The 25,993-nt window shown below is 66.9% G+C and carries 24 protein-coding genes; 13 read left to right on the top strand and 11 right to left on the bottom strand.

The annotated features are described in order from the left end of the window. Positions 1 to 6 precede the first annotated feature (6 nt). Together DXK93_RS09730 and DXK93_RS09725 are read right to left on the bottom strand one after the other, a co-directional pair. Positions 7 to 1,104 (bottom strand): NAD/NADP-dependent octopine/nopaline dehydrogenase family protein, encoded by a 1,098-nt coding sequence (locus DXK93_RS09730; protein ID WP_119449951.1) that lies wholly within the window; start codon positions 1,102 to 1,104, stop codon positions 7 to 9. Between the two features lie 116 nt (positions 1,105 to 1,220). Continuing rightward, positions 1,221 to 2,231, bottom strand: a complete 1,011-nt coding sequence (locus tag DXK93_RS09725; protein WP_225590295.1) for an AraC family transcriptional regulator — start codon at positions 2,229 to 2,231, stop codon at positions 1,221 to 1,223. 122 nt (positions 2,232 to 2,353) lie between these two features. Between DXK93_RS09725 and DXK93_RS09720 the strand changes: the two genes are divergently transcribed. The 7 genes from DXK93_RS09720 (at position 2,354) to DXK93_RS09690 (ending at position 9,192) form a co-directional block, all read left to right on the top strand. Then, positions 2,354 to 3,730, top strand: coding sequence for an MFS transporter (locus DXK93_RS09720; protein ID WP_082400869.1), 1,377 nt, complete (start codon positions 2,354 to 2,356; stop codon positions 3,728 to 3,730). 137 nt (positions 3,731 to 3,867) lie between these two features. Continuing rightward, positions 3,868 to 4,698 (top strand): DUF2242 domain-containing protein, encoded by an 831-nt coding sequence (locus DXK93_RS09715; protein ID WP_119449949.1) that lies wholly within the window; start codon positions 3,868 to 3,870, stop codon positions 4,696 to 4,698. Positions 4,699 to 4,791: 93 nt separating this feature from the next. Then, on the top strand, positions 4,792 to 5,217 hold the full coding sequence (locus DXK93_RS09710) for a CopD family protein (RefSeq protein WP_054453660.1): 426 nt from the start codon (positions 4,792 to 4,794) through the stop codon (positions 5,215 to 5,217). 155 nt (positions 5,218 to 5,372) lie between these two features. After that, positions 5,373 to 6,188 carry a MetQ/NlpA family ABC transporter substrate-binding protein gene (locus tag DXK93_RS09705; RefSeq protein ID WP_054452716.1) on the top strand — a complete coding sequence of 272 codons (816 nt, stop codon included), beginning with the start codon at positions 5,373 to 5,375 and terminating at the stop codon, positions 6,186 to 6,188. Positions 6,189 to 6,203: 15 nt separating this feature from the next. After that, entirely contained in the window at positions 6,204 to 7,310 is a 1,107-nt protein-coding gene (locus tag DXK93_RS09700; RefSeq protein ID WP_119449948.1) for a methionine ABC transporter ATP-binding protein, read from the top strand. Then, a complete protein-coding gene (locus tag DXK93_RS09695; RefSeq protein WP_054452712.1) occupies positions 7,291 to 7,947 on the top strand; it encodes a methionine ABC transporter permease in 657 nt (218 codons plus the stop codon). Before DXK93_RS09700 ends, DXK93_RS09695 begins: the two co-directional genes overlap by 20 nt. A 54-nt stretch (positions 7,948 to 8,001) precedes the next feature. After that, positions 8,002 to 9,192, top strand: coding sequence for a PLP-dependent aspartate aminotransferase family protein (locus DXK93_RS09690; RefSeq protein ID WP_119449947.1), 1,191 nt, complete (start codon positions 8,002 to 8,004; stop codon positions 9,190 to 9,192). Here DXK93_RS09690 and DXK93_RS09685 read toward each other — a convergent pair. After that, the gene (locus DXK93_RS09685) at positions 9,167 to 9,628 is read right to left on the bottom strand and encodes a hypothetical protein (RefSeq protein WP_175163106.1); all 462 of its coding nucleotides are present in this window, start codon (positions 9,626 to 9,628) and stop codon (positions 9,167 to 9,169) included. The two genes, DXK93_RS09690 and DXK93_RS09685, sit on opposite strands and share 26 nt — an antisense overlap. Positions 9,629 to 9,815: 187 nt before the next feature. Here DXK93_RS09685 and ppk2 point away from each other — a divergent pair, with 187 nt between their 5' ends. After that, the gene (gene ppk2 / locus DXK93_RS09680) at positions 9,816 to 11,048 is read left to right on the top strand and encodes a polyphosphate kinase 2 (RefSeq protein ID WP_119449946.1); all 1,233 of its coding nucleotides are present in this window, start codon (positions 9,816 to 9,818) and stop codon (positions 11,046 to 11,048) included. Between the two features lie 4 nt (positions 11,049 to 11,052). Here the strand turns inward: ppk2 and DXK93_RS09675 are convergent, their stop codons facing one another. The 3 genes from DXK93_RS09675 to DXK93_RS09665 are packed head-to-tail and all read right to left on the bottom strand — an operon-like array spanning position 11,053 to position 14,539. After that, a complete protein-coding gene (locus DXK93_RS09675) occupies positions 11,053 to 11,406 on the bottom strand; it encodes a DOPA 4,5-dioxygenase family protein (protein ID WP_119449945.1) in 354 nt (117 codons plus the stop codon). 19 nt (positions 11,407 to 11,425) lie between these two features. Further along, a complete protein-coding gene (locus DXK93_RS09670) occupies positions 11,426 to 11,785 on the bottom strand; it encodes a translation initiation factor Sui1 (RefSeq protein ID WP_054453658.1) in 360 nt (119 codons plus the stop codon). A 57-nt stretch (positions 11,786 to 11,842) separates the two neighbouring features. After that, entirely contained in the window at positions 11,843 to 14,539 is a 2,697-nt protein-coding gene (locus DXK93_RS09665; RefSeq protein WP_054452697.1) for a LuxR C-terminal-related transcriptional regulator, read from the bottom strand. 179 nt (positions 14,540 to 14,718) lie between these two features. On the opposite strand from DXK93_RS09665, the gene DXK93_RS09660 reads away from it, so the two are divergent. Genes DXK93_RS09660 through DXK93_RS09650 form a run of 3 tightly spaced genes read left to right on the top strand, consistent with a single transcriptional unit; the run spans position 14,719 to position 18,453 of the window. Next, a complete protein-coding gene (locus tag DXK93_RS09660) occupies positions 14,719 to 15,942 on the top strand; it encodes an ABC transporter substrate-binding protein (RefSeq protein ID WP_054452695.1) in 1,224 nt (407 codons plus the stop codon). Continuing rightward, entirely contained in the window at positions 15,939 to 17,015 is a 1,077-nt protein-coding gene (locus DXK93_RS09655) for an alcohol dehydrogenase catalytic domain-containing protein (RefSeq protein WP_054452692.1), read from the top strand. Before DXK93_RS09660 ends, DXK93_RS09655 begins: the two co-directional genes overlap by 4 nt. A gap of 4 nt (positions 17,016 to 17,019) precedes the next feature. Beyond that, entirely contained in the window at positions 17,020 to 18,453 is a 1,434-nt protein-coding gene (locus tag DXK93_RS09650) for an aldehyde dehydrogenase family protein (RefSeq protein ID WP_181953319.1), read from the top strand. A 54-nt stretch (positions 18,454 to 18,507) separates the two neighbouring features. Here DXK93_RS09650 and DXK93_RS09645 read toward each other — a convergent pair whose 3' ends face one another. Beyond that, positions 18,508 to 18,888, bottom strand: coding sequence for an RNA-binding S4 domain-containing protein (locus DXK93_RS09645; protein WP_054452689.1), 381 nt, complete (start codon positions 18,886 to 18,888; stop codon positions 18,508 to 18,510). 184 nt (positions 18,889 to 19,072) lie between these two features. Between DXK93_RS09645 and DXK93_RS09640 the strand changes: the two genes are divergently transcribed. Further along, positions 19,073 to 20,929 carry an ABC transporter ATP-binding protein/permease gene (locus tag DXK93_RS09640; protein WP_119449944.1) on the top strand — a complete coding sequence of 619 codons (1,857 nt, stop codon included), beginning with the start codon at positions 19,073 to 19,075 and terminating at the stop codon, positions 20,927 to 20,929. 18 nt (positions 20,930 to 20,947) lie between these two features. On the opposite strand, the gene DXK93_RS09635 is transcribed toward DXK93_RS09640, so the two are convergent. Further along, positions 20,948 to 21,751, bottom strand: a complete 804-nt coding sequence (locus DXK93_RS09635) for an aspartate dehydrogenase (RefSeq protein ID WP_119449943.1) — start codon at positions 21,749 to 21,751, stop codon at positions 20,948 to 20,950. A gap of 176 nt (positions 21,752 to 21,927) precedes the next feature. Here DXK93_RS09635 and DXK93_RS09630 point away from each other — a divergent pair, with 176 nt between their 5' ends. After that, positions 21,928 to 22,425, top strand: a complete 498-nt coding sequence (locus DXK93_RS09630) for a GNAT family N-acetyltransferase (protein WP_054452677.1) — start codon at positions 21,928 to 21,930, stop codon at positions 22,423 to 22,425. On the opposite strand, the gene DXK93_RS09625 is transcribed toward DXK93_RS09630, so the two are convergent. The 3 genes from DXK93_RS09625 to DXK93_RS09615 all read right to left on the bottom strand — a co-directional run bounded on the left by DXK93_RS09625 (position 22,398) and on the right by DXK93_RS09615 (position 25,865). After that, positions 22,398 to 23,354, bottom strand: coding sequence for a BMP family ABC transporter substrate-binding protein (locus DXK93_RS09625; RefSeq protein WP_054452675.1), 957 nt, complete (start codon positions 23,352 to 23,354; stop codon positions 22,398 to 22,400). The two genes, DXK93_RS09630 and DXK93_RS09625, sit on opposite strands and share 28 nt — an antisense overlap. Then, positions 23,351 to 24,328 carry a tripartite tricarboxylate transporter substrate binding protein gene (locus DXK93_RS09620; RefSeq protein WP_054452673.1) on the bottom strand — a complete coding sequence of 326 codons (978 nt, stop codon included), beginning with the start codon at positions 24,326 to 24,328 and terminating at the stop codon, positions 23,351 to 23,353. Before DXK93_RS09620 ends, DXK93_RS09625 begins: the two co-directional genes overlap by 4 nt. 148 nt (positions 24,329 to 24,476) lie before the next feature. Beyond that, entirely contained in the window at positions 24,477 to 25,865 is a 1,389-nt protein-coding gene (locus DXK93_RS09615) for an amidohydrolase (protein WP_088156934.1), read from the bottom strand. Positions 25,866 to 25,993 lie beyond the last annotated feature (128 nt).

Here is a 25,993-nt window from a genome sequence, read left to right as displayed (position 1 = left end):
TCCGTGTCAGCAGCCTTCGGCCAGAAGCTGGCGCATGTCCGCGTGCGACAGGCGGTCCAGGCCCAGGCGTTCGAATGTGCGTCCTTCCGCGTAGAGGTCGCGGCCGGTGACCGCGCTGGCCAGGCTCAGCAGGCCTTGCGCGACCGGCGTCGGCACGCCCGCCCAGCGGCCGGCGGACACCAGGAATGACAGGCCGAGCCGCGTGTCTTCGAGCATGTAGCGGTGCGTGTGCAGGTCTATGTCCTCGCGCCAGTCGCCGCTGTCGGTGAGCTTGCCATGGGCGCCGCGGCCGTACATCCATTCATCGCCTTCGGCGGCATAGTGGTCGGCCAACGGGAAGTGGGGCGCGGCATAGCCCAGGGCCACACGGATGGCGATGCGCTCCGCGTCCAGCGCGTCGGTCACGCGCCGTATGGAGGCCTGGGTGCCTTCGTTGTGGATGTCCCATTTGTCGAAGTGTTCCAGCGGCCCTGCATTCATCATGATGAGCGGCGGATGGATGATGGGGCCGGCGTTCATCAGTGCGCCCGAAAGTCCGTCCTCTATCGGTTCGATGCTGGGGTAGGCGCGCTGGACCACGGCCAGCGCCTGCTTCGACAGCCGCCGCGGAAAGACGCCGGTGGGCAGACGGGTGGCGTAGCCGCTGATCACGACCTTTTCGCCATGCTTGCGGGCCAGATAGGGCAGGGTGCCGGTTTCGGCGAAGGCCGTATCCGCGACGTTTCCCGCGTCTTTCATGGCGCGGGCGAAGACGTAGCAGCCGAAGGTGCCAGGCGGCAGGAACACGACCTGGCCGTCGCGCAGCAGCGGCGCCAATTCCCGCGCCAGCGCTTCGTGGGTGGTGGAAGGCAGGGGAATGACCAGCAGCTCCGCATGCTCCACGGCTGTGGCCAGGTCGCGCACCAGCTGCAACTGCCGCGGTCCGTCGCCCAGCGGAACCTGGCGGCTGCCGCGATAGTCGGTGACCGTCAGCGCGCCCGCATCCCGCAAGCCCTGGAAGGCCGACCAGTCCCTGCGCCACCAATGCACGTGATGGCCTTTTTCAAACAGCTCGGCCGCTGCCGCGTAGCAGCCGTGGCCGCCGCCTATGACGCTGATTCTCATGGTCAAGCTCCGTCAGATGGAGCCTTGATCCTAGCGGCGGCGTGCAGGCGGGGCTGCGCCGAACGCGCAAGCGGCGTTCCGATCCGGCAAGCGAATCCGGCGCTGCCGTGCGACGCCTAATGCCTGCTTTGGCGCAGGGTGTCCGACGGCAGGCAGCCGTAGCGCTTGCGGTAGTGGGTGGCGAAATGCCCGAAGCTGGAAATGCCGTGCCGCAGCAGGATGTCGGTGACGCTATCGCCTTCGCCGGCTTGCGCAAGCGCCGCGTGCACCTGGGCCAGCCGCTGGTTGCGCACGTAGTCGCTGGGACTCTGCTTCAGGAACTGCGAAAAGCCGTTTTGCAGCGTGCGCACGGAGACGCCGCAGTAGGCCGCCAGGTCCATCAGCGATAGCGGCTGGTCCAGATGGCTTTCTATGTAATCGCGCGCGCGCCGCACGTGCAGCGGCAACGGCTGGCGGCGGTCTGCCTGCAAGGCCTCGGAGTAGTTGTGCGGCAGCTGGGTCAGCAGCAGCGTCAGCAGGTAGTCTGAAAAGCCGGCGGCCAGCGTTTGCGTGACGCCTTCAATGGCGGGATGGCGGTACAGCCGGCACAGATAGTCCAGCGTTTCGCGCACCGCCACCGGTCCGGAAGCGTCGGCATCCATTTGCAGGTCGAACACCAGCGCCTGCTTGATAGGGCGTTCAAGCAGCCGCTGCAGCTGGCGCTCCAGCGCCTCGCGCTCGATGCGCAGGATCAGGTTGCGGCAGTCGCGGCCGATGCGGATCACGCTGCGCTCGGACGGCGAGGAAATGGTAAGGCTGCCCGCGCTCATCGACGCGCTGCGCTTGCCCAGCGTGATCAGCCCGGAGCCTTGCAGCGTGATTCGGATCAGGTAGTAGCTGGCGATATCGCCGGCGTCGATCTCGACTTCCGCGCCATAGTGCAGATCGAACAAGGCCGCATTGCCGAAGAAGACGCCGTACAGGCGGGATTGCAGGGGTTTTCCCGGGGGGACGCACATGCGGTGCGACCAGAGGTGCTGGCTGACCTGGTCCTTGATCTCGGCGATGTTGCCCGAGTCCAGCAAGCAATGGCGGTCCAGCGGATTGGTGTCGTTGAACATGCTTTCCTGCGCAGCGGGAACAGTCATTGCGTCAGGCGTATAGAGGCTGGCTGCGCAAAGACCTACAAAAGATGGGCCTGCAAGCAAGTGAGACGCGACCCGGTCCTTGGGCATGGGCAGATCTCACCACCATACAAGGGAAACAAACCATGACTGACGGCAGCCCGCGGCACGGATCAAAACCTAGCTACGCCTACGAGTGGTACGTCGTGGTGATATGCATGCTAGCGTACATATTTTCCTTCGTCGACAGGCAGATCCTGGCGCTGATGATCGAGCCCATCAAGCACGACCTGCAGCTGTCCGACACGCAATTCAGCTTGCTGCACGGCCTGGCGTTTTCCTTGTTCTACGCCTTCATGGGCATACCGATCGCCTTGCTGGCGGATCGCTATTCGCGGCCCAAGATCATCGCGATCGGCGTCGCATTCTGGAGCCTGGCCACGGCGGCCTGTGGCCTGTCGCGCAATTTCGCGCAGATGTTTCTTGCGCGGATCGGCGTGGGCGTGGGCGAGGCGGCGCTGTCGCCTGCCACGTACTCCATGCTCAGCGACATGTTTCCGCGTGAAAAGCTGGGGCGCGCAGTCGGGATATATTCGATCGGCTCGTTCATCGGCGGCGGCATGGCATTCCTGATCGGCGGCTACGTCATCAACCTGCTCAAGAGCGTGGATACCGTTGCCTTGCCCTGGATAGGCGCGATGCGGCCCTGGCAGGTGACCTTCTTCATTGTGGGATTGCCAGGCCTGCTGATCGCGCTGCTGATCCTGCTGACGGTGCGAGATCCGCAGCGGCTGGGCTTGCGGCGCAATGCCTCGGGGCAGGTGCAGAAGCCCGCCATGAAAGATACTTTCCGCTTCCTGGGCCGCCACCGCAGCACCTTTTTCTGCCACTACCTGGGCTTCTCGTTCTATGCGATGGTGCTGTTCGCGCTGCTGGGCTGGACGCCCGCGTTCTACATGCGCAAGTTCGGCATGTCGCCTTCGGAAGCCGGCTACATGCTGGGCGTGGTGGTGCTCGTCGCCAACACCGCCGGGGTGTTCTGCGGCGGCTGGCTGATGGACTGGCTGGCCAAGCGCGGCTACAGCGATGCGCCGCTGCGCGCCGGCGTGATCGGCGCGGCCGGCATGGCCTTGCCGGCGGTGATCTTCACCCAGGTCGATTCCCTGTGGTGGTCGGTGGGCTTGCTGCTGCCGGCCATGTTCTTTGCCTCGTTCCCCATGCCGACCTCGACGGCTGCGATGCAGATCCTGCCCCCCAATCAGCTGCGCGCCCAGGTGTCGGCGCTATTCCTGCTGATCTCGAACCTGATCGGGCTGGGCCTGGGCACCACCGCCGTGGCCATGCTGACTGATCGGTTGTTCAAGAACCCGGCGGCAGTCGGGCAATCCATCTCGGTCCTGATTGGCGTGGCCGCGGTGTTGTGCATCGGCCTGCTCGCCGCTGGCTGCAAGCACTACCGGCGTAGCCTGAACCTGGAGGCGCAGGAGGCGCCGCCGCTTGCGCCGGCGCGCGTGTCGCCCTGAACGTGGCTGCCCGGGTCGCGATGCGGCCCTTTTTTGAACTCTGTTACCTCTCCGTTGAACTGCACATTCCTCGTAAAAGAAATGGTGCCGGGGATGCGCTATAACGGACGCTTGACGCATTACTGTTCCTCCAATTCATGCCCCGTTTTTCCCGCAGTTCGTCGCTGGCCCTGTCCGTTGCCCTGGTGGGCGTCCTGGCGGGATGCTCATCCCCCAAGCCAGAGTTCGAAAAAGAAGACTTCACCCAGAACAACACCTACTCGCGCACCGTCGAAGCAAGTAACGTCGCCGCCTGCGACGCGGGCCGCCGCGCCTTGCTGAGCCAGGGCTACAACATCGACAAGTTCGAGGGTTCGCGGGTCACGGGGCACAAGAATTTCCAGGACGAGAACGGCCAGCATACGCAGATCGCCTTCAACATCGAATGCGCCTCCGACGGCAGCGCGAACGAGCGCGCCACGGTGTTCGCCAACGCGGTGCAGGACCGCTATTCGATCAAGCGAACCAACAGCTCGGCCAGTGTGGGGGTGAGCGTGCTGGGGCAGGTGTCCATGCCGTTCGGCTCCAGCGACGATTCGCTGGTGAAGACGGGCAGCCAGACGGTTGCGCGACCCAAGTTCTACGAAGGTTTCTTCCAGTTGCTGCAGCGTTTCCTGCCGGACGCGCAGGCGGCCGCCGCGCCTCATCCGCCCGCGAGCCGTGCCAAGGCGCAGCCCAAGGCCGCGCCGGCCGAGCCCGCGGAATCTCCGGACAAGCCAGCCGATACCCTGAATCCGGCCGCGGCCAACGGCGGTAGCGAATCTCCAAAAGCGCCTGCACCTGGTGGGCCCGCGTCCGCCGCTCCGGCAAGCGCCGCGCCGGCAAGCGCCGCGCCGACATCCGCCGCGCCCGCTTCGACCGCTCCCGCTCCGGCGTCGGCCCCTGCATCCGGCGCGGCCGCCCCGGCCAGCCCCGAGGCGGCCAAGTAAGGCAGCCTTGCCGGGCACCGCTTGCCGTAGCGCAAACGGATGCGCCGCGCCGACTCGCGGCGCGGTCCGCATCCGGCGATAATCGCGGGCATCATGACCTATCAACTCCTGAAAATGCTCCACGTGGCGGCCGTGGTCGCCTGGCTGGGCGGATCGCTGTTCGTGTCCTTGTTCCTGCTGTCCTCGCAGCCGCAGGACAGCGAAGAAGCGCCCAAAGAACGCAAGATGCTGGGCGCGTTGCGCCGTTGGACGCTCTACGTGACCACGCCGGCCATGGTGCTGACCTGGCTGGTCGGCCTGCACCTGGCCATGACTTTCGGCTGGTTCGCGATGACCTGGATCTGGGTCAAGGTTGGCTTCGCGCTGGCGCTGTCGGCGCTGCTCGGCATCCAGAGCGCGGCATTGCGGCGCATGGCCAATGGCAGCGCCAAGCGTCCGCCGCTGGTGGATCTGTACGCGCCTTTCACCGTCATCGCTTCCGCGGCCATCGTGACGCTGGTGGTCGTCAAACCCTTCTGATCTGCGCGGCGGCGCATGTGCCGGGACCATATGCCCAGCCGCCATAACCAAACGCCCCTGTAATAAGGACTCAACGAACTATTCGTTCGCGGGGTCCGTCCCCCTCCCTAGAATCGTTTCTCTCATAACCGCATAGCCTGAGAGGCGATTCCAACATGACTTCCCGTTTCTTCAAGCGCCTGCTGGGCGCGGTGCTGGCTTCGGCGGCAATGTTCCATGGCCCGGCATTCTCGGCCGATCCCAAACCCCTGAAGGTGGGCGTGCGCGGTGGCGTCGACGAGCAGATCTGGGAGGTGGTGGCCCAGGTCGCCAAGAAGAACGGCCTGGCCGTGGAGCCCGTGGTGATCACAGGCACCGCCAGTCCGAACGAGGCGCTCAACAACGGCGACCTGAACGCCAACGCTTTCCAGCACATCCCCTTCCTGAACGACCAGATCAAGCAGCGCGGCTACAAGCTCGTATCCGTGGCCAACACGCTGATCTCGCCCATCGCGTTCTACTCCAGGAAGTACAAGTCGCTCAATGAGCTGCCCGAAGGCGCCCGCGTCGGCATTCCCAACGACCCCAGCAACCAGACGCGCGCGCTGGTCATCCTGCGCGACCAGGGCCTGATCACGTTGAAGGACGGTTTCGATCCGGCCACCGGCACGGCGACCTTGGCGGACGTGACCTCCAACCCCAAGAAGCTCAATTTCGTGGAAAGCGCCTCCGTGGTGCTGGCGCGCTCGCTGCCGGACGTGGACACCGCGGCCATCGTCAACAGCTTCGCCTATCAGGCCGGGCTGATCGCCACGCGCGACGGCATCGCGGTGGAGAAGAAGGAAAACAACCCCTACGTGAACATCATCGCGGTTCGCGAACAGGACAAGAACGCGCCCTGGGTGCCTGAACTGGTCAAGGCCTATCACTCCGAGGAAGTGCGCCAGTTCATCCTGAGCAAGTACGAAGGCTCGGTGATTCCGGTTTTCTGAGATCGGAATCGGGCAATGATGCAACACGAATTCTCCATGGCCGAGCTGGCCGACGCCGCACCGCGACCGCAGGCCGTTGGTGCGCACATCGTGTTCGAAGGGCTGCAGAAGCACTACGAGGGCGCGCAGGGGCCGGTGGCCGCGCTGTCCGATGTGTCGTTTTCCATCGCCCGCGGCGAGGTCTTCGGCATCATCGGACGCAGCGGCGCAGGCAAGTCCACGCTGCTGCGTTCCATCAACATGCTGGAGCGGCCCAGCGCCGGCCGGGTGCGGGTGGACGGCGTGGATGTGGGCGGCCTGGACGAGAACGCGCTGGTGGGGCTGCGCCGTCGCATCGGCATGATCTTCCAGCACTTCAACCTGCTGTCGGCCAAGACCGTGGCCGAGAACGTGGCCTTGCCTTTGCGCGTGGCGGGCGTCAGGCCCGCCGCGGCGCGGGCTCGGGTGGAGGAACTGCTGGAACTGGTGGGGCTGCGCGACAAGGCCGATGTCTATCCGGCCAAGCTGTCCGGCGGCCAGAAGCAGCGGGTGGGCATCGCCCGCGCGCTGGTGCATGAACCGGAGATCCTGCTGTGCGACGAAGCCACGTCGGCGCTGGACCCGGAAACCACGCAGTCGATCCTGGCCTTGTTGCTGGACATCAACCGCAAGCTGGGCCTGACGGTGGTGCTGATCACGCACGACATGGCGGTGATCCGCGAGGTCTGCCACAGGGTGCTGGTGCTGGACGGCGGCCGCAAGGTCGAGGAAGGCGAGGTCTGGCGCGTGTTCGGCAATCCCCAGGCCGATGCCACGCGGGCCTTGCTGCGGCCCTTGCAGCACGACTTGCCCGCCGATCTTGCCGGCAGGCTGGTGCCCGACCTGCAGGGCCGCGCGGGCGTAGCGGTGCTGCGGCTGCGCTTTACGGGGCAGGGGCGTCCGGATGGCGTGTCCCTGCAGGCGTTGGCCGCGCTCGGCGCCGGTGCGACGTTGCTGCATGGCGGACTGGACCGCTTGCGCGGCCATGCGCAGGGCAGCCTGCTGGTGTCCGTGCCTGCGGACGCATTACAGGAAGAGGCCGCGCGCGCCGCGCTGGTGGCCGATCAGATCAAGGTGCTGGGTTATGTCGCTGCCGATGCTTGATAAATACCTGCAGGCATTCCTGCAGACCCTGGCGATGGTGAGCGTCTCTGCCGTCATCGCCATCGTTTTGGGCCTGACGCTGGCTGTGGTGCTGACCGTCACCGCGCCGGGCAATCTCTATCCCAGGCCGCGCTTCAACAAGGTCCTGTCGGTGACGGTCAATACCTTCCGCGCCATCCCCTTCATCATCCTGCTGGTGGCGATGCTGCCGTTCACGCGCTTCCTGGTGGGTACCACGCTGGGCACGTGGGCCGCCATCGTGCCGCTGTCGGCCAATCTGGTGCCGTTCTTCGCGCGCATCGCCCAGGTCAGCCTGAACGACGTGGACCACGGGTTGGTGGAGGCCGCCAGGGCCATGGGGTGCCGTCGCTGGCACATCGTGCGCCACGTGCTATTGCCGGAAGCCTTGCCGGGCATCATCGGCGGCATGACCGTCAGCGTCATCGCAATGATCAACGCCTCGGCCATGGCAGGCGCCGTAGGCGCCGGCGGCCTGGGCGATCTGGCGATCCGCTATGGCTACGAACGCTATGAGACGCGCGTGATGTTCGAGGTGATCGTGATCCTGATCGCGCTGGTTTCCATCGTGCAATTCACCGGTGAATGGCTGTCGCGCCGCGCCGACCACAAACGCTGATTCCGCGCCGGGGCTGTGCGCCCCGGCCTTACCCGAACATACAGGAACGCTGAAATGTCCGAGTCCCCGCAACACGGTTTTGCCACGCGCGCGATCCACCTGGGCTATGACCCGCTGGACGAGCAGGGCGCCTTGGCTCCGCCCCTCTACCTGACTTCCACATACACCCAGGACAGCATCGAATCCTTCGACCAGATCCGCCTGGGCGAAAAGCAGGGTTACGTCTACGGCCGCACCCGCAATCCGACGCAGGCGCTGCTGGAAGAGCGCCTGGCTTCGCTGGAAGGCGCCGAAGCCGGCGTGGTGACCGCGTCCGGCATGGCGGCGATTTCGGCGACCCTGTTCTCGCTATTGCAAAGCGGCGATGAAATCGTCGTGGACCAGATCGTGTACGGCACCGCCTTCACCCTGTTCACGCAGGGACTGGCGCGCTTTGGCGTGCGCGCGGTATTCGCCGACTTCACCCGCCCCGAGACCGTAGCCGCGGCCATCGGTCCCAAGACACGCGCGGTCTATTTCGAGACGCCGGCCAATCCCAACCTGCGCCTGGTGGATATCGCGGCGGTGTCCGCCATTGCCCGCGGCAAGGGGCTGCTGACCATCGTCGACAACACCTTCGCGACGCCGGTGCTGCAGCGTCCGCTGGAGCATGGCGCCGACATTGTGCTGCATTCGGCCACCAAGTACCTGGGCGGCCACGGCGACCTGCTGGCCGGCGCCGTGCTGGGGCGCAAGGAACACATCGACGCCATCCGGCTGCAAGGGCTGCGCTACTTCACGGGCGCCACCTTGTCGCCGTTTACCGCCTTCCTGGTGCTGCGCGGCATCAAGACGCTGGAGCTGCGCGTGGCGCGCCACAGCGAATCCGCCTTGAAGGTGGCCAGGCTGTTGCGCGAGCATTCCGCGGTGGCCGACGTGTTCTATCCCGGCTTGGCGGATACGGCGGGCGCGGAGATCGCGCGTCGCCAGCAATCGGCCGGCGGCGGCCTGGTCGCGTTCGAACTCAAGGGCGGACTGGCGGCGGGGCGCGCGCTGCTCAACAACCTGAAGCTCGCGCGCATCGCGGTCAGCCTGGGCGATCCCGAAACCCTGATCCAGCATCCCGCGTCCATGACGCATGCCAGCTACTCGGCCGAGGATCGCGAACGCTACGGGCTGTCGGAGGGCTTGCTGCGGCTGTCGGTGGGCCTGGAGACGCCCGAGGACATCCTGGCCGATCTCAAGCAGGGCCTGGACCGGGTGTAGCGGCTGCGCGCCGCCACGCCACCCATTCCCCACTGTCCTCGAAGTTGCGTGGCCCGCGCGCGGCGGCGGCCAGCCCCGCGCGCAGTGCGTTCATGTCCAGCCCGGGCATGTTCCGTTGCAGGGCGGGAGGCAGCCGTTCGGCGTCCAGCGTGGCCTCGTCGAACTCCATGGCCATCAGCCCGCCGCCGTCGCTGGGCACGCGCAGGAACCACAGGCCTTCCATGTAGTCGCCCGACCAGGGGTCGGGAAAGACGGCCTGCGTATAGCGGAAGCCGAATTCATGGATCTCGCTCCAGGGCCAGAATTCCCGCTGGCCCAGCGCGCGCGCCAGTTCGCTGCTGCGCGTGAAGCCGGCTTCATCGAAGCTCAGGGTTTCGCGCAGGGGATCTTCGGGCGGGGTCGGGCCGGCTAATAGCCGTTTGATGAATGACCACATGGCGCAGGGGCGGGTGACGGGAGGCCAGTGTAGCGGCTGTGCGCTCTGCAAAAATGTTACAACGTTTGATCGAAGTCAAATCCGCAGGGCAGGGCTCGGAGTAGCGTTTGCGCTTTTCCCGACAGCGGCCCCAGGCGCAAGCCTGACAGGCGCGGACAGGACGATCAGCGTAGCGAGGACAGGATCGATGACAGACAAGACAACGCCAGCCACCGAACAAGCCGTAGCCGAGACGCCGCGCAAGCGCGCGGCCAAGCGGACCGCAGGCGCTGCCACCAGGGCGGTAACCAAGCCGGCCGTCAAGACGGTAGTCAAGACCGTCGTCACGCCAGTGACCACCAGCCGCAAGCCGCGCGCGGCCAGGACGCCCGCGGCTGGCGACGCCGTGTCGGCCGCGGCCGCCGCCGAGCCGGCTCTCGATGTGCGCAAGCGCGTCGTCGCGCGCCAGGACGCCGCGCGTCAGGAGACGGTGGCCGTGCTGGCCGATATCGCCCGCCGCTACAACGTCAGCGCACCGGCCCAGGCGCGCGAGGCGCTGCGCTCGGTCATCGAGGAACTGTCGCCGGACGACGCGCAGGCCGTGCATCGCGCGTTGCTGGAAGCCAATTCGGCAGCGCCGCGCACGCGCCGCAATCCTGACGATGAACTGGCCGCGGACTGGCGCGAAGGCATCTATCCCTATCGCCACCGCATGCTGCGCCGTAACTACGAAAAGCAGAAGTACAACCTGCAGGTCGAACTGCTGAAGCTGCAGGCCTGGGTCAAGGCCACCGGCCAGCGCGTCGTGATCCTGTTCGAAGGCCGCGACGCCGCCGGCAAGGGCGGCACCATCAAGCGCATGATGGAACACCTGAACCCGCGCGGCGCGCGCGTGGTCGCATTGGAGAAGCCCTCCGATACGGAAAAGGGCCAGTGGTACTTCCAGCGCTACGTGCAGCATCTGCCCACCGCGGGCGAGATCGTCATGTTCGACCGCTCCTGGTACAACCGCGCCGGCGTGGAGCGCGTAATGGGCTTCTGCACCCAGAACGAATACCTGGACTTTCTGCGCCAGGTGCCGGATTTCGAGCGCCATCTGGTCAGCAGCGGCATTCACCTGATCAAGTTCTGGTTCTCGGTCAGCCAGGAAGAGCAGCGCCGCCGTTTCCTGCAGCGCAAGGTGCATCCGCTCAAGCAGTGGAAGCTCAGCCCGGTGGACCTGGCCTCGCTGGACAAATGGGACGACTACACCCGGGCCAAGGAGGCGATGTTCGCGCACACCGACACGGCCGATGCGCCCTGGGTGGTGGTCAAGTCCGACTGCAAGAAGCGCGCGCGTATCAACGCGATGCGCTACGTGCTCAGCCGCCTGCCGTACGAAGGCAAGAGCAGCGATCCCATGATGGCGCTGGATTCGCTGATCGTGGGCCGCGCGCTGTAGCTGCTCAGGCGCCCAGCGCCTGCAGGTTCAGCGTGTAGCTGCGTCCGATCCACACCGCGCAGTCGCGGTGGTCGCGCAGGGAGTCGCCTGTGTTGGGATGCATGAAGACATCCAGCGCCCCGTGGTGCAGCGTCAGCCAGGTGGCGATCTCCGCGAAGCGCTCGGGCGTGAAGGCAATCTGGTAGCTCCACTGGGGATGCGGGCCGACGGGGCGCTCATGGAAGCGCCCCAGTTCCATCTGGCCGGCAAAGCGCGCGGCGATCCGTTCGCGCAGGGCGTGGGCGGCGTCGCGGCTGGCGGCGTCGAAATAGACATGGGCGTGCCAACTGGCGACGGCGCTGGTTTGGGGTTCGGTCATTGCTGGTGCTCCGTCGGTGTCAGCCGCCCGCGCGCTTGGCGCGGATGCCTTGTTTTTGCAGGGATTCCATGACGCGCTCGCAGTGGTCGCCCTGGATTTCGATCACGCCGTCCTTTACCGTTCCGCCGGAGCCGCAGGCGTTGCGCAGCTGTTTGCCCAGCGCATTCAGCGCCGCGCCGTCCAGCGCCAGGCCCTTGATCACGGTGACGCTCTTGCCACCGCGCCCCTTGGTTTCGCGCGACACGCGGGCCACGCCATCGCCGGCGGGAATCGTCTGTGCCTGTTTGCACAGGCACTGCGCCAGCGGCTTGCGGCATTCGGGGCACATGCGGCCGCCGTCTGTGGAATAGACCAGGCCGCCTGTAGAACTGCTTTTCATGATGGACACGCGCAAAAGTCCCTATCTTAATCGCCGGCAGGCCAGCCAGTCCCGGCCTTACAGCAGACCGGCTTCGCGCGCCAGGGCCACGGCGCGGGTGCGGCTGTCGGCGCACAGTTTTACGTTCAGGTTGCGCAGATGGGTGCGCACGGTGCTTTCGGATACGAACAGGCGCTGGGCGATGGCGTTGTTGGAATGGCCGTCCGCGACCAGGCGCAGCACGTTCAGTTCCTTGGCCGTCAAGGCGTCGGCCGGCGCGCGCTCGGCGGCTGGCGCGGCCGGGCTGGAGTCCACGGGCATCCCGGCATGGCGTTGGAAACGGTTGAACCAGGCCTGGGCTGACGCGCAGCCATTCAACCATGCGCAGCCGACTGGCGAGGAGAAAAAGCGCGGCAATAGCGAGAGGAAGGCGCTGCCTTCGTCAGCCAGCACGCGGCATAGTCCCTCGCGCTGCGCCGTGTCCAGCAAGGTTGTCAGCTGCTGGTGGGCTTGCGCTTCATCGCCCGCGCGCGCCAGGGCGACGGCGCGGAATATCCCCAACTTGTAGGCGCGCCGGACGCGGCGGGCCGATACGGCGCGCGCAATGTCCGCATCCAGCTGGCGCAACGCATCCCCGGGCCTGCCCGTGTAGGACTGCACGCGCAGCATCCCCAGCCGCGGGTACAGCAAGTCGTTGGAAGGCAGGCGCAGCGTTTCGATGCGAGCCCACAGATCGTCGTCTTCCGCGCGCCTGAGCTCGTCGTGCGCGGCCTGCGGGTGTCCTTGCAGCAGCAGCACGCGCGCGCGCTCCACGCGAGCGCTGCCTGCAATCCGGGGCAGGCGGCGTTGATGGCCGAGGTACTCCAGTTCGCCCAGCAGATAAAAGGTCTGCACGATGTCGCCCGACAGAAAGGCGATGCGCGCCAGCATCACATAACCGAGTATCAGATGGTCCGGGTGTCCCGTGTCCCGCCCCAGCGGCACGTAGACGCGCAACAGCCGGGCAGCCTGCTCCAGATCGCCGGCTTCGTATACCCCGGCCGCGTACAGCACGCCGGCCCAGGCGTTGCCGTTGGCCTGGCCGTACGCGCCTTTGCGGGTGGAGTGGACCGCCATGCGGAAATGCGCGCCAGCCTGACGCATGCGGCCCTCCTGCAAGTCGATGATGCCCTCCACCGCTTCGGAGTACATCTGATTGAAGGCGCTGGCGGCTAGGCTCTGCGCGCGGCGGGCGGCATCCAGCAGTTGTTGCGCTTCCTGGTAGCGGCCAAGCACGGCTGCGACGTTGGCCATGGCGTTGGCCAAGGCAGTCGCGGCGAAGGTGGATGCGTTTGCCGCGGCGGCGATGCCGGGCATGCCGAGCGCGTAGGCCTCTTCGTGGCGATCGGTCATGGAGAGCAGCAAGGGCCGCAGGGCCTGCACATGCGCGCGGACGTCGGGATCGGGGCTGCAAGCCAGCCTCAGCTCGTCCATTTGCAGCGAAGCCTCGCTGGCGCCCCGCGTAAAACAGGTTGCCCACACCTGCACCGCCTGCAGCGCCGGGCGGCGGGCCAGGACGGCCGCGGGCAATTGCGTGAACCAGCGGGAGAGCAGCCGCATGCGCCCCTCGGCCAGCAGCGCTTCCGCGTGTGTCGCCAGCAAGGCGAGGGCCTGATCGAAGTCGCCGCCTTCGATGGCATGATCAATGGCAGGAACGGGACGGCCCTGCTCGGCGTACCAGCGGGAGGCCGCCAGATGCAGCGCGGGAATGTCCGCTGGATCCTGCTGCCGCAGTCTGGATTGCAGATAGCTCGCGAACAGGCCGTGGTAACGGTATTGAGCCGCATCCGCGGAGGAGCGCGACAGCAGGATCTGCCCGTCTTCGAGTTCGCGCAGGATGCTGCCGCAGTCCAGGTCCGGCAGCAAAGCCTGGCATAGCGCCGCGTTCAGTTGCTTCAGGATGCTGGTGCGCAACAGAAAGCGCCGCAACTCGGGCGTCTGTCCGGCGAGCACATCCTGAGCCAGATAGTCAGAGACGGACTGGTCGCTGCCCGAAAAGCGTTCGATGAACGCCGAGGCGGAGTCCTGTCGCGCCAGTGAGGCGCAGGCCAGCCAGAGCGCGGCGATCCAGCCTTCGGTCTTGTGATGAAGCTGGCCGATTTCGGCGCGCGTGATCGCAGGGTTGCGCCGGGCGAAGAACAGGGTGGTCTCGTCCAGCGAAAAGCAAAGCTGGGCGGCGTCGATTTCCAGCAGCCGGCCGTCGGCCCGCAAGCGTCCCAGTTCCAGGCCGGTGGCGTGACGCGACCCGATCAGCAGCCGGCCCTGTGGCGGCAGGCGGTTGATCAGGTTCTGCACGAAGTCCAGCACGCCTGGCGCGACGATGGACTCGAACTCGTCCAGCACCAGCGCAAAGGGGGCGGTTTGCGTAGCGATGGCTTCGATGAGGGCGAGCGCCAGCGCGTCGTCGGCCTCCATGTCCGCCAGCGCCCCGGGCGGTGCGGCCAAGGGTTCCAGCGCGGCGGTCAGGCATCGCAGAAAGCGCGGCAGATCGTTATCGCCGCGGTCCAGCGTCAGCCACGCACCGCGCACGGATTGCGCGCTCAAGCGGGCCAGGCACTGGGCTAGCAGCGTGGTCTTGCCATAGCCGGCGGGGCCGCGCGCGAGGACGATCTTGGGACTGCCGGGCGCACAGACCAGCGCGCACAGCGATTCACGCGGGATGTGGTCGGCGTGGGCAGCGGGGATGCCGAGCTTGCCGCTGGCCAGCGCATGTCCGGGCGAAAACAGAGGGCGCATGATCTGCCTGTTGGGTGAGGAACGACTGCGCGCCGGCTCGGGGGAAACCCGCAAGCAACACGAAAATCGTCGCTTTGGACGAAGCTGAAAAATGCGTGCCTACGATACAAAAGGACTCGGGCCGGGGCAATAGGCCAGTTGCTGCGCAAATGGCGTTTACTCATAACGGAGACATATCGATGGCAATCGTGAAAACGGTGTACGCGTTGGCGGGCGCCGCTATCGTTGCGGCAGGCGCACAAGCGCAGCCAGCCGGCGGCCCAGTGAAGATCGGCGTAATGGCGGACATGAGCTCGGCGTATTCCGACATCGGCGGCAAGGGCCTGGTAGAGGCCGCGCGCATGGCGGTGCAGGATTTCGGCGGCAGCGTGTTGGGCCAGCCGGTCGAGCTGGTGTACACCGATGGCCAGAACAAGGTCGACGTCGCCAGCGCGGCGACGCGGCGCTGGTTCGACCAGGATGGCGTGGACATGGTCACCGACTTGCCCACGTCGGCGCTGGCGCTGGCCATCAGCGAACTCGGCCGCGAAAAGAAAAAGATCGTCATGGTGACGAGCGCGTCGACCTCGGAATTGACCGCCAAGGCGTGTTCGCCCTACACCGTCCATTGGACCTACGATACCTACGCGCTGGCCAACGGTACGGGCGCGGCGGTGTCCGCACAGGGCGGCAAGGAATGGTATTTCATGACCGCGGATTACTCGTTCGGCTACGCGCTGCAGGCCGACGCCTCCGCGGTCATCGAGAAGAACGGCGGCAAGGTGCTGGGGGCTGTGCGTTCGCCCCTGAATACGCCGGACTTCAGTTCCTATCTGCTGCAGGCGCAGACTTCCAAAGCGGGCATCATCGGCCTGGCGCTGGGCGGCAACGACGTGATCAGCGCGATCAAGCAGGCGGCGGACTTCGGTATCGGCCGGCCGGGCGGCCAGCAGAAGCTGGTGGCGCTGCTGGCGTTCCTCTCGGACGTGAAGTCCATCGGACTGCCCCTGGGCCAGGGGCTGCTGTTGACCGAGGCGTTCTATTGGGACCAGAACGACGCCACGCGGGCCTGGTCGCAACGCTTCCAGGACAAGGTCGGGCGCAAGCCGACCATGACCCAGGCCGGTACCTACGGCGCGGTGCTGCATTATTTGAACGCGGTCAAGGCGGCCGGCACCAAGGACGCCGACGCCGTGATGGCCAAGATGCGGGAGACGCCCATCAACGATTTCATGACGCGCAACGGACGGCTGCGCGCGGACGGGCGGGTGGTGCGCGACATGTATCTGTTCGAAGTGAAGAAGCCGGAGGAATCCCGCGGCGAGTGGGATCTGTACAAACAGGTGGCGGTCATCCCGGGCGACGTCGCATTCCGGCCCGAAGACCGCGGCGGCTGCCCATTGATCAAGCAGGCGATGCGATGATCAGCTATGACGTAACCGACTTTGGTCAGCCGCTGGTTCCCATCGAGCGCCCGGCGCCCGAACCGCAAGGCGCGCAGGTGTTGCTGCGGGTGCTTGCCGCGGGCGTATGCCATACCGACGTGCATACGTGGGAGGGCTACTACGATCTGGGCGGCGACAAGCGCCTGCGCGTGGAGCAGCGCGGCGTCACGCTGCCGTTGACTCTGGGCCATGAGACAGCGGGCGTGGTGGTCGCCGCCGGGCCAGATGCAAATGGGGTTGTCGCGGGACAGCGCTTTCTGGTGTATCCATGGATCGGTTGCGGCGACTGCAAGGTCTGCCGGCGCGGTCGCGAAAACCTGTGCGCCGCACCGCGCTTCCTGGGGATCTTTCGGCCGGGCGGCTATAGCGACCATATTCTGGTGCCGGACGCCCGCTACCTGATCGATATCGGCGACCTGCGACCAGAGCAGGCCGCGCCCTACGCATGCTCGGGCCTGACGTCCTACAGCGCCATCCGCAAGATTGCGCCGGAGGTGCTGCAGGCGGAAACGGTCGTAGTGGTCGGCGCAGGCGGCCTGGGCCTCATGTGCGTGAGCTTGCTGCGCGCCTTGGGGTGTCCGCAGGTGATCGTGCTGGAACCCGATGGCGCGCGCCGGGGCGCCGCGCTGGCCGCCGGCGCCAGCCTTGCCGTGGACGCGCATGCCGCAAACGCGCTGGACGAGGTTCGACGCGCCGCGGGCGAGATCTGGGCGGTGATCGATTGCGTGGGCGCGGCGGGCACGGTGAAGCAGGGCATGGATCTGCTGGCCAAAGGCGGGCAATTGATTTTGATCGGGCTGTTCGGCGGGGAATTGCCGCTGTCGCCGGCCTTGGTGCCCATGCGTGCCATCAGCATCGAAGGGTCCTACATCGGCACGCTGGCCGAATTGCAGGAACTCATGACCTTGGTGCGGGAACGCGGGCCGCGCGCCATTCCGATTTCCTGCCGCTGCCTGCAGGACGCCCAGGCAGCGCTACTCGATCTGGCGGCTGGGCGCGTGGTGGGGCGCCAGGTCCTTTGTCCCGAACAACCCAACGCGAAACAGGCATAGAACCATGCAGCTGAATCTGGATTCCGGTTACACCATGACGGTGGATGGCCGCGCGGAAACGTCGGTGCAAACCTTCGATGTGCTCAATCCCGCCACGGAGGAACGCATTGCCACCGTGCCGGACGCGTCGCTGGCGCAGTTGAACGAAGCAGTTGCGGCTGCGACGCGCGCATTTGCGCAATGGAGCGAGACGGCCTTGGAACGGCGCCAGGCAGCGCTTCTTGCCATGGCTGACAGACTGGAGGAATACACCGAAGGCTTCATGCGCCTGCTCACGCGCGAGCAGGGCAAGCCTCACGCCGACGCGCGTGCCGAGGTCGGCCGTTGCGTCGCCTGGCTGCGCGCGACCGCGGCGCGCGATCTGCCCGCCACGCGGCTGAACGACGGCGCCGGCCGCGTGTTCGAGACTCGCCATGTGCCTATCGGCGTGGTGGCGGCGATCGCGCCTTGGAATTTTCCGATGACGCTGGCCATCTGGAAGATCGCCCCGGCCTTGCTGGCGGGCAACACCGTCGTGTTGAAGCCGTCGCCATTCACGCCGCTGACTTCGCTCAAGATGGGCGAACTGTTTCGCGACCTGCTGCCGCCAGGCGTGCTGAACGTGGTGTGCGGCGGAGACCGGCTGGGGCCCTGGCTGACCGAGCATCCGGGCATCGACAAGATCGCCTTTACCGGCTCGACCGCGACGGGCAGGCGCGTCATGCAGAGCGCATCCGGCAGGCTCAAACGCATCACGCTGGAACTGGGCGGCAACGATGCCGCCATCGTGCTGCCGGACGTGGACGTGCGCGAGACGGCTGCCAAGCTGTTCTGGGGAGCGTTCCGAAATTCCTCGCAGTTTTGCCTGGCCACCAAACGGCTGTATGTGCATGAATCCATCTATGACGAGTTCGCCGCGGCGTTGGTGGAACACGCACGGGGCGTGGTCATGGGAGATGGCGCGCAGCCGGGGACAGGGCTGGGGCCGATCCAGAACCGCCCGCAGTACGAGCGGGTCAAGGATCTCATCGCGGATGCGCATCGCAACGGCGTGCGCTTTCTGGCCGGTGGCGACATTCCGCAAGGCAAGGGCTATTTCGTGCCGGTCGCCATCCTGGACAATCCGCCGGACGATGCGCGCAGCGTGGTGGAAGAGGCGTTCGGACCGGTGCTGCCCTTGCTGAAATACCGGGACATCGACGAGGTCGTCCAACGCGCCAATGACACAGACTATGGACTGGGCGGGTCGGTGTGGTCCAAGGACCTGGCGCTGGCGCGGTCCATCGCGCGGCGCCTGGAAACCGGCACGGTATGGATCAACCATATCCACGCCATGTCGCCGGACGTGCCGTTCGGCGGGCGCAAGCAGTCCGGCCTGGGCGTGGAGAATGGGCTGGAAGGGCTGCTGGAGTACACCAGCGTGCAGACAGTGGCGGTGTTGGCGGACGAGGCTGCTTGAGCGCCGTGGAAGGCGGCCGGGACATGCGTACGCGTTCCGGCGGCGCCCGGGGAATTACTTGCCCCGCATCTGGTCTATCAGCCGCCGGTCGCGCTTGGTCGGGCGTCCGGCTTCTATGCCCAGCGCGGGCTCGGGCGCCAGGCGGCGCATTTCCGCTGCGCGCTCACGCGCCGCCACGCTTTCGGGCGTTTCCTCGTAGAGCTGGCGCGCGACGGGGGCGGGGCCGCGCACGCCGCTGACGGCCATCACCCGTACATGCAGCGCCGGGTCCTCCTTGCGCACTGTGACCAGATCGCCTGGCGCGACTTCGCGCGCGGGCTTGGCGGGCTGGTCGTTCACCAACACCCGGCCCTTGCCGATTTCCTGCACGGCCAGGCTGCGCGTCTTGTAGAAGCGCGCGGCCCACAGCCACTTGTCTAGCCGGATCTTGTCCATGGTTCCTTACCTGCCGGTATTGCTGCTCAGGCGCTCATGATAGCCGCCGTGGCCCGTCTTGCTGTCAGACGGCTTTCGATCGCCCCGCCGGAACGCTTAAGCCAGGCTTAAAACGGCTCCTGCGCCGGAACTCGATGCGTGCGTCTCGTCTAACCAGAAACGCGTATCGGAGGGCAATCGACTCATGGACCTGAACTGGCAGCAGCAACTGGCGGAAAGCGGGCTCTGGTTGGCGCGCGCGTTCGGCATTTCGGCCGTCGCGCTGGTGCTGGTCGGGGGCTTGCTTGCGCGCTACACGGACTGGGGACGCAAGTTCTGGCGGTTGGCGCGTCCGTATCTCGATCCCAGGCGCAGCTGGCGGCCCTTGGTGACGCTGGCGCTGCTGTTGTTCCTGGCGATGTTCGCCGTGCGCATGACGGTGTTGTTTTCGTTTTGGTACAACGGCTTCTACAGCGCGTTGCAGGCATTGGATCAGAGCGCCTTCTGGCGCTTTTTGGGCATCTTCTCGGTGCTGGCCTGTGTGCACGTGATGCGCACCCTGGCCGACAGTTATGCCGGGCAGGCTTTCGACATCCGTTGGCGCGTGTGGCTCAACGACAGGCTGACCCGCGACTGGCTGGGCGCGGGCGCCTACTACCGCGGCCATTTCGTCGACTCTCCGGTCGACAACCCCGATCAGCGCATCGAACAGGACATCGCCATGTTCGTGACGGGGTCGCGCACGCTGGCGATCGGCGCGCTGAGCGCGGTCGTCTCGCTGGTGGCGTTCACGTCCATCCTGTGGGGCCTGTCCGGCGCCTTGACGGTGGCGGGCGTGGAGATCCCGCGCGCCATGGTGTTCATGGTGTACCTGTATGTGATCGTGGCGACGCTGTTCGCGTTCAAGATCGGGCGTCCGTTGATCAAGCTGAATTTCCTGTCCGAGCGCCTGACGGCGAACTTCCGCTACGCGCTGGTGCGCCTGCGCGAGAACGCCGAGAACGTGGCGTTCTATCAGGGTGAGAACGTGGAGCGTGCCACCTTGTGGACGCGTTTCTCGGCCTACATCGCCAACTTGTGGGCGCGCGTGTACCGGGGGCTGAAGTTCGACGGCTTCAACCTGTCGGTGAGCCAGGTGGCCGTGGTGTTCCCATTCATCCTGCAGGCGCCGCGCTTTTTCAGCGGCGCGATCAAGCTGGGCGACGTGATCCAGACTTCGCAGGCCTTCGGGCAGGTGCAGGATTCCTTGTCGTTCTTCCGCACCTCCTACGACACCTTCGCGCAGTACCGCGCGACGCTGGACCGGTTGAACGGTTTTCTGGACGCCAACGAAGCTGCGCGCGTGTTGCCTTCGGTGCGGACGGAGAGCCTGCCGGACGGCCTGGATATCGAATCCGTCCAAGTGTCGCGCCCCGACGGCACGGTGCTGTTGCGCGACCTGAACCTGAACTTGCGGCCGGGCCAGGCCCTGCTGATCAAGGGACCGTCGGGCAGCGGCAAGACCACCTTGCTGCGCGCGCTGGCGGGCCTGTGGCCCTATGCGCAGGGTGCGGTGCGCCGGCCGCAGGGCGCCTCTGCCTTGTTCCTGTCGCAGCGGCCCTATCTGCCCCTGGGCGACTTGCGCGGCGCGGTCGCGTATCCGGGATTGGCGCAGCCCGAGGACGATGCGCGCCTGGCCGACGCGCTGCGGCTGGTCAACCTTGGACATCTGGCCGGGCGCCTGGATGAAGTCGCGGATTGGTCGCGCATGCTTTCCATCGGCGAACAGCAGCGCGTGGCGTTCGCGCGCGTGCTCTACAACCGGCCCGCCATCGTGTTCCTGGACGAGGCCACGTCCGCTACCGACGAAGGGTTGGAGCATGCGCTGTACAGTCTGCTGCGCGAGGCGCTGCCCTCATGCATGCTGGTCAGCGTGGGACATCGCAGCACGCTGGACGTGTTCCATACGCACAGGCTGGACCTGGATGGCGCCGGGAACTGGCGGGCGGGACCGATGGCGCGGGCGGGCGCTCCGGTAGAGCGCTTGCGCCCGGTGGACGGGCCGCGGCGGGCGGCGGCCTAGCGCGGCGCCCGCCGCGATTCAGGTACCCACGCGCAGCGGACCGGTCAGCTTGCGCAGCGCGGCGACCACGCTTTGCGCGGTGATGCGGCCGGTCTTGGGATTGGCCGACGGAATGTTCTGGATTTCCATCGAAAACGAGGCCGAGTCGGACACGACCTCGACGCGGTGCAGATTGCGTTCCAGCGAGGGATCGGCCCAGATTTCCAGCGTGGTCTTGTCCGGGCCGATGCCGGCCAGCGACACGCTGACCGCCACGTTCAGGTTGGCCGGAAAGCCCACCGCCGCTTCCCGTGGCGAGCCGCGGAAGATCAGGCGTGGCTCGGTGATGTCCGCGATATCGATGTTGTTGTCCGTCAGGTAGGGCGCGCCCAGCAGGCCGCGCACCGGCTTGCGCGTGATCATGGTGACGGAATGGATGACGCCCTCGGCGGCGGCCGTGATGGCGTCCAGGCCCAGGATGGCGCCCGAGGGCACCAGGATCTGGCCGTGGTGCTGGCGGGCCAGTTCGATCAGGTCGTCATGGCGCAGCAGCGCGCCCGAGCTCAGCACCACCATCTTCTTGCCGGCGCGCAGCACGGGTTCGGCGATGTCGCGGAACACCGCGGCGGGGGCGCATTCCACGACCACGTCACAGTGTTCGTGCAGCGCATCGATGGTGGTGTAGGCGGGCGCGGCCTGAGTCCAGGCAAAGGCCGGCGGAGCCTTGGGATCGCGCACCGCGACGGCGGTGAGCGTCAGGCCGGGCACGCCGGCATCCAGGGATTGCGCCACGGCCTGGCCGATGGCGCCGAAGCCGGCGATGCCGACACGGTAGCTTTTCATAGGGGTCCAGAGTAGGGCCGCGGCGCGCCGCGGGCGGTTCGGAAAGGGGCTGGGCGCCGATGCGATGACGCGGCGCCGGGCTGCCGGCCACTGTAGCCACCGTGCCGGCAGGCGTCAATGCGGAATGGCGACTATGCCCGGCTACACTTTGCGCTTGAGCCTACAGGAGTCGAGGCATGCACATCCTTCCCGAAACACCGGACGACCGCGAGGCGATCTTCACGCTGACGCAGGCCGCCTTCAAAGACAATCCCCACAGCCAGCAGACCGAGGGCCACATCACCAACGCGCTGCGCGAGGCCGGCGCGCTGACGCTGTCGCTGGTGGCGCGGGTGGACGGGCGTGTCGCGGGCCATGTCGCGTTTTCTCCGGTGACGATCAGCGACGGTTCGGCGGACTGGTACGGCCTGGGGCCGGTCGCGGTGCTCCCGGAACTGCAAGGCCGGGGCATAGGCGCGGCCTTGATCCGGGACGGTCTGGCGCGCTTGAAGGCATTGGGTGCGGCGGGCTGCGTGGTGATGGGCGATCCGGCGTACTACACGCGATTCGGTTTTGCGCAGACGCCCGCGCTGACGTATCCCGGCGTGCCGCCTGAGTACTTCATGGCGCAGGCCTACACGGGTGCGGCGCATGGGGACGTTTCCTATCACCAGGCGTTCGAAGCGACCGCGTAGCCGGCGCGGGCAGGGGGCGGCAGCGTGAATTCCGGCCCCGCGTAGTCGGATGCAATGTCCAGGGTTCCCGCTGCGAGCCGGCCCGCCCACTCATCCAAAATACGGCGTTCTTCCGCGCCGACTTTCGTGCCCAGCACCAGCCGCAGCGACGCGGCTTCCTCCAGGCCGTAACGGGTCACGCGGCTCACCGCCAGCGCGCCCGCGGCATGGTCGGCGGCGGCGCGCTGCACGCACAGTCCCGAATCGGCCAGCGCCGATGCCAGATAGACCTGCGGGTCGCGCGCCACCCAGTCCAGCACATTGCCGATCTGCCACACGCCCGTTTCGCGGCACACGCGCGTCACGCCATCGCGGCCGCCGTCCATCATGGCAAACAGTACGCGGGCGTCGCGGGCGGACAGCGCGCGGGCCCATGCCGCGCCCAGCGCCGGGTCGTGCTGGTTGCCGCAGAAGGCGGTCAGCGGATCCTGGCCCGTGACGCGCCGCACGCCATCGGCATAGGCGGCGCGGCCCTTCAGGCCGGGCCGCACTTTTTCGCCGGACAGATGGGCGGCCCGCCCGTTGGCCGCGCGCAGGCCCGCCAACACCCCGGCAAGAAAAGCCGAGTGCTCTTGCTGGATCTCGTATGACGCGACGTTGGCGGCGGTGTGGTGCCCCTGCGTGATGGCGAACTGCGTGCGCGGATAGCGTGGCGCCACCTCGGCCACGGGCGCATCGCCCTGGCCGCCATGCACGATGACCAGGTCGGGAGCGGTGGCGCAAAGCTGTGCGAGGCGCTCGGCGCGCGCGGCGGCGTCGTGGTCGGCGATCCATTCCAGCTGCAAGGGCTGGCCCGCCTGCGCGGCGCGTTCCGCGCCACGCACGGCCGCTTCGTTGAAGCCGCCGCGGCCCGGATGGCCGAACAGCACAAGCGTGCGGCGGGCGCTCACAGGCTGGCTCCCGTGGCGCGCACCACCGGTCCCCAGGCTGCGGCTTGGCGGCGGACGAAGTCGGTGAACTCGGCGGGGGATTTTTGCGCCAGCACGAAGCCCTGTCCCTCCAGCCTGGCGCGGATGTCCGCGCTGGCCAGCGTCTGCGCAATGGCGTCGTTCAAGCGCTGCGAGACCGCGGCCGGCAAGCCGGCGGGACCGGACAGGCCGACGAAGTTCTCGGCGATCAGGCCCGGATACCCCAGCTCGCCCACTGCGGGGATGTCGGGCGCCTGCGGCACCGGCTTGCTTGTGGTGACCGCCAACAGGCGCAGTTGGCCGGATCGCAGGAAGGGCAGGTTCTGCGGCAACGCGTCCACCGCGAAGCGAATCTGGCCGCCCAGCAGATCGTTGCGCATGGCGCCAGATCCCTTGTACGGAATGTGCTGCAGGCGCGCGCCGGTTTGCCGGGCATACAGCTCGCCCACGATCTGGCCCACCGACGCCAGTCCGCCGCTGCCGTACTGCACCGGCTGGTCCTGCGCGCGGATCCAGGCGGTCAGCTCCGCAAAGCTGGATACCGGCACGGAAGGATGGACGACGAACACGGTGGGCACCGCGCCCAGGTACGCGATATGGTCGAAGCTGGCGAGCGCGTCGTATCCGCCTTGGGGCATCAGGGCGGGAGAAATGGACAGCGGCGCCGAGTTCGACATCAGCAGCGTGTAGCCGTCGTTGGGCGCCTGCGCGACCAGGCTCGCGCCTATGGTCGAGCCCGCGCCGGGCTTGTTTTCGATGACGATGGGCTGGCCCAGCCGTTCGGCCAGCGTGGGCGCGATGAGGCGCGCGGCGATGTCGCTCGCGCCGCCGGGCGGGAAGGTGACGATGAGCCGGATCGGACGCTCGGGCCAGGCGGATGCGCGCGCGATGCGCGGCCGCGCCAGCGGCAGCGCCAGTGCGCCGGCAAGCATGAAGGTTCGACGGGAGATCGGCATGGCGTGGCTTCTACGTGACTGCCGCGGGGGCGGCAAAGGGGCGTACTGTAGAAAGCCGGGCCGGGCCTGACAAAGAATTTGTAGCCGTTTGCTTATGCCCGCCGCATCGCGCGGCGGGCATTTTTCAAACGCGCGCGGGGCGCGTGGATCAGCTGCCTTTCTGCGCCTGCGCCATGTAGTCCACGGTCAGGTTCGACAGCGCGCGCACGCCGTTGATGAGGCCGGACTCATCGACGTAGAAGCGCGGCGAATGGTTCGGCGCAGCCTTCTCGACGTCGGTGCCCTTGGGCGTCACGCCCAGGTAGAAGAACATGCCCGGCACCTTCTCTTGATAGAACGAGAAGTCCTCCGACGCGGTGGACTTGGGCTGCAGGCCGTAGTTGCCTTCGCCCGCCACCCGCCGCAGCGTCGGGCCCATCTGCTCGGTCAGCGCGGGATTGTTGACGGTGGCGTTGTACAGCTCCACCACGCGCACGTCCGCCTTGGCGCCCGCGCTCTGCGCGATCATGTCCGCGGTGCGCGCGATGCGTTGGTGGATGTCCTTCTTCATGCCTTCGTCATACGTGCGGATGGTGCCGGTCATGGCCACGTTGTCCGGCACGATGTTCATGCGGTTGCCGCCGTGGATGGCGCCCACGGTGATGACCGCCGGCTCCAGCATGCTGTTGATCTGGCGGCTGGGGATGGTCTGCAGGCCCAGGATGATCTGCGAGCTGACCACGATGGGGTCGATGCCGGACCAGGGCCGCGCGCCGTGCGTCTGCTTGCCGGTGACGTCGATCCAGAACTGGTCGGCGGCGGCCATGGCAGGGCCGCTGCGCCAGCTGAGCTTGCCCGCCGGATAGGCGCTGGACACGTGCAGGCCGAAGATGGCGTCTACCTTGGGATTCTCCAGCACGCCTTCCTGCACCATCATCTTGGCGCCCCAGATCTTCTTGCCGTCGGGCTCGAAGTCGGCGGGGCTTTCCTCGGCGGGCTGGAAGATGAACTTCACGCTGCCGGGGAGCTGGTCCTTCATGCCGGCCAGGACTTCGGCAGTGGCCATCAGGATGGCGGTGTGGGTGTCGTGGCCGCAGGCATGCATCACGTCCACTTCCTTGCCCAGGTAGGTGCCCTTGGCCTTGGACGCGAAGGGCAGGTCCACTTGCTCCTTGACGGGCAGCGCGTCCATGTCGGCGCGCAGCGCCACCACCGGCCCGGGCTTGCCGCCCTTGAGCACGGCGACCACGCCAGTGCCGGCAACGCCGGTTTTCACTTCCATGCCAAGCGCGCGCAGGTGATCGGCGACCAGCTTGGCGGTGCGGTTTTCCTGGTTGCCCAGTTCGGGGTGTTCGTGGATATCTCGGCGCCAGGCGATGAGCTTGTCTTCGATGGCCTTGGCGCGTTGATCGATCTGCGCGGCCAATGCCGGATTGGGCGCGGGGACCAGCGGGCCTTGCGTGCCGGGCGCGCTTTGCGCGGCGGCCGGACCCGCCATCAGCAGGTGGGCGGCGAGCGCCAGCGGGGCCAGGCGGAACAGGGGTTTGCGGTAAGGCATGCTTTGCTCTCCTCGTGGTTGTTAACCTGTTATTGGACGAGGATCTTACCGAAGCGCAAGACGGCGCGAGCGTTTGTTACCAACGCTTAAAAACAGGCTGTTTTGATTCCGGCCGATGGAATTCCGCG

Source organism: Achromobacter sp. K91 (genome assembly GCF_003576205.1).
In the GTDB taxonomy this organism is placed as follows: domain Bacteria; phylum Pseudomonadota; class Gammaproteobacteria; order Burkholderiales; family Burkholderiaceae_B; genus Achromobacter; species Achromobacter aegrifaciens.
This window is presented reverse-complemented; position numbering and strand designations above follow the sequence as displayed.

What these genes read in the sequence shown, in the direction of transcription:
- DXK93_RS09730 (WP_119449951.1), bottom strand. Translation starts at nt 1,104, where the DNA reads ATGAGAATCAGCGTCATAGGCGGCGGCCACGGCTGCTACGCGGCAGCG.
- DXK93_RS09725 (WP_225590295.1), bottom strand. Translation starts at nt 2,231, where the DNA reads ATGACTGTTCCCGCTGCGCAGGAAAGCATGTTCAACGACACCAATCCG.
- DXK93_RS09720 (WP_082400869.1), top strand. Translation starts at nt 2,354, where the DNA reads ATGACTGACGGCAGCCCGCGGCACGGATCAAAACCTAGCTACGCCTAC.
- DXK93_RS09715 (WP_119449949.1), top strand. Translation starts at nt 3,868, where the DNA reads ATGCCCCGTTTTTCCCGCAGTTCGTCGCTGGCCCTGTCCGTTGCCCTG.
- DXK93_RS09710 (WP_054453660.1), top strand. Translation starts at nt 4,792, where the DNA reads ATGACCTATCAACTCCTGAAAATGCTCCACGTGGCGGCCGTGGTCGCC.
- DXK93_RS09705 (WP_054452716.1), top strand. Translation starts at nt 5,373, where the DNA reads ATGACTTCCCGTTTCTTCAAGCGCCTGCTGGGCGCGGTGCTGGCTTCG.
- DXK93_RS09700 (WP_119449948.1), top strand. Translation starts at nt 6,204, where the DNA reads ATGATGCAACACGAATTCTCCATGGCCGAGCTGGCCGACGCCGCACCG.
- DXK93_RS09695 (WP_054452712.1), top strand. Translation starts at nt 7,291, where the DNA reads ATGTCGCTGCCGATGCTTGATAAATACCTGCAGGCATTCCTGCAGACC.
- DXK93_RS09690 (WP_119449947.1), top strand. Translation starts at nt 8,002, where the DNA reads ATGTCCGAGTCCCCGCAACACGGTTTTGCCACGCGCGCGATCCACCTG.
- DXK93_RS09685 (WP_175163106.1), bottom strand. Translation starts at nt 9,628, where the DNA reads ATGTGGTCATTCATCAAACGGCTATTAGCCGGCCCGACCCCGCCCGAA.
- ppk2 (WP_119449946.1), top strand. Translation starts at nt 9,816, where the DNA reads ATGACAGACAAGACAACGCCAGCCACCGAACAAGCCGTAGCCGAGACG.
- DXK93_RS09675 (WP_119449945.1), bottom strand. Translation starts at nt 11,406, where the DNA reads ATGACCGAACCCCAAACCAGCGCCGTCGCCAGTTGGCACGCCCATGTC.
- DXK93_RS09670 (WP_054453658.1), bottom strand. Translation starts at nt 11,785, where the DNA reads ATGAAAAGCAGTTCTACAGGCGGCCTGGTCTATTCCACAGACGGCGGC.
- DXK93_RS09665 (WP_054452697.1), bottom strand. Translation starts at nt 14,539, where the DNA reads ATGCGCCCTCTGTTTTCGCCCGGACATGCGCTGGCCAGCGGCAAGCTC.
- DXK93_RS09660 (WP_054452695.1), top strand. Translation starts at nt 14,719, where the DNA reads ATGGCAATCGTGAAAACGGTGTACGCGTTGGCGGGCGCCGCTATCGTT.
- DXK93_RS09655 (WP_054452692.1), top strand. Translation starts at nt 15,939, where the DNA reads ATGATCAGCTATGACGTAACCGACTTTGGTCAGCCGCTGGTTCCCATC.
- DXK93_RS09650 (WP_181953319.1), top strand. Translation starts at nt 17,020, where the DNA reads ATGCAGCTGAATCTGGATTCCGGTTACACCATGACGGTGGATGGCCGC.
- DXK93_RS09645 (WP_054452689.1), bottom strand. Translation starts at nt 18,888, where the DNA reads ATGGACAAGATCCGGCTAGACAAGTGGCTGTGGGCCGCGCGCTTCTAC.
- DXK93_RS09640 (WP_119449944.1), top strand. Translation starts at nt 19,073, where the DNA reads ATGGACCTGAACTGGCAGCAGCAACTGGCGGAAAGCGGGCTCTGGTTG.
- DXK93_RS09635 (WP_119449943.1), bottom strand. Translation starts at nt 21,751, where the DNA reads ATGAAAAGCTACCGTGTCGGCATCGCCGGCTTCGGCGCCATCGGCCAG.
- DXK93_RS09630 (WP_054452677.1), top strand. Translation starts at nt 21,928, where the DNA reads ATGCACATCCTTCCCGAAACACCGGACGACCGCGAGGCGATCTTCACG.
- DXK93_RS09620 (WP_054452673.1), bottom strand. Translation starts at nt 24,328, where the DNA reads ATGCCGATCTCCCGTCGAACCTTCATGCTTGCCGGCGCACTGGCGCTG.
- DXK93_RS09615 (WP_088156934.1), bottom strand. Translation starts at nt 25,865, where the DNA reads ATGCCTTACCGCAAACCCCTGTTCCGCCTGGCCCCGCTGGCGCTCGCC.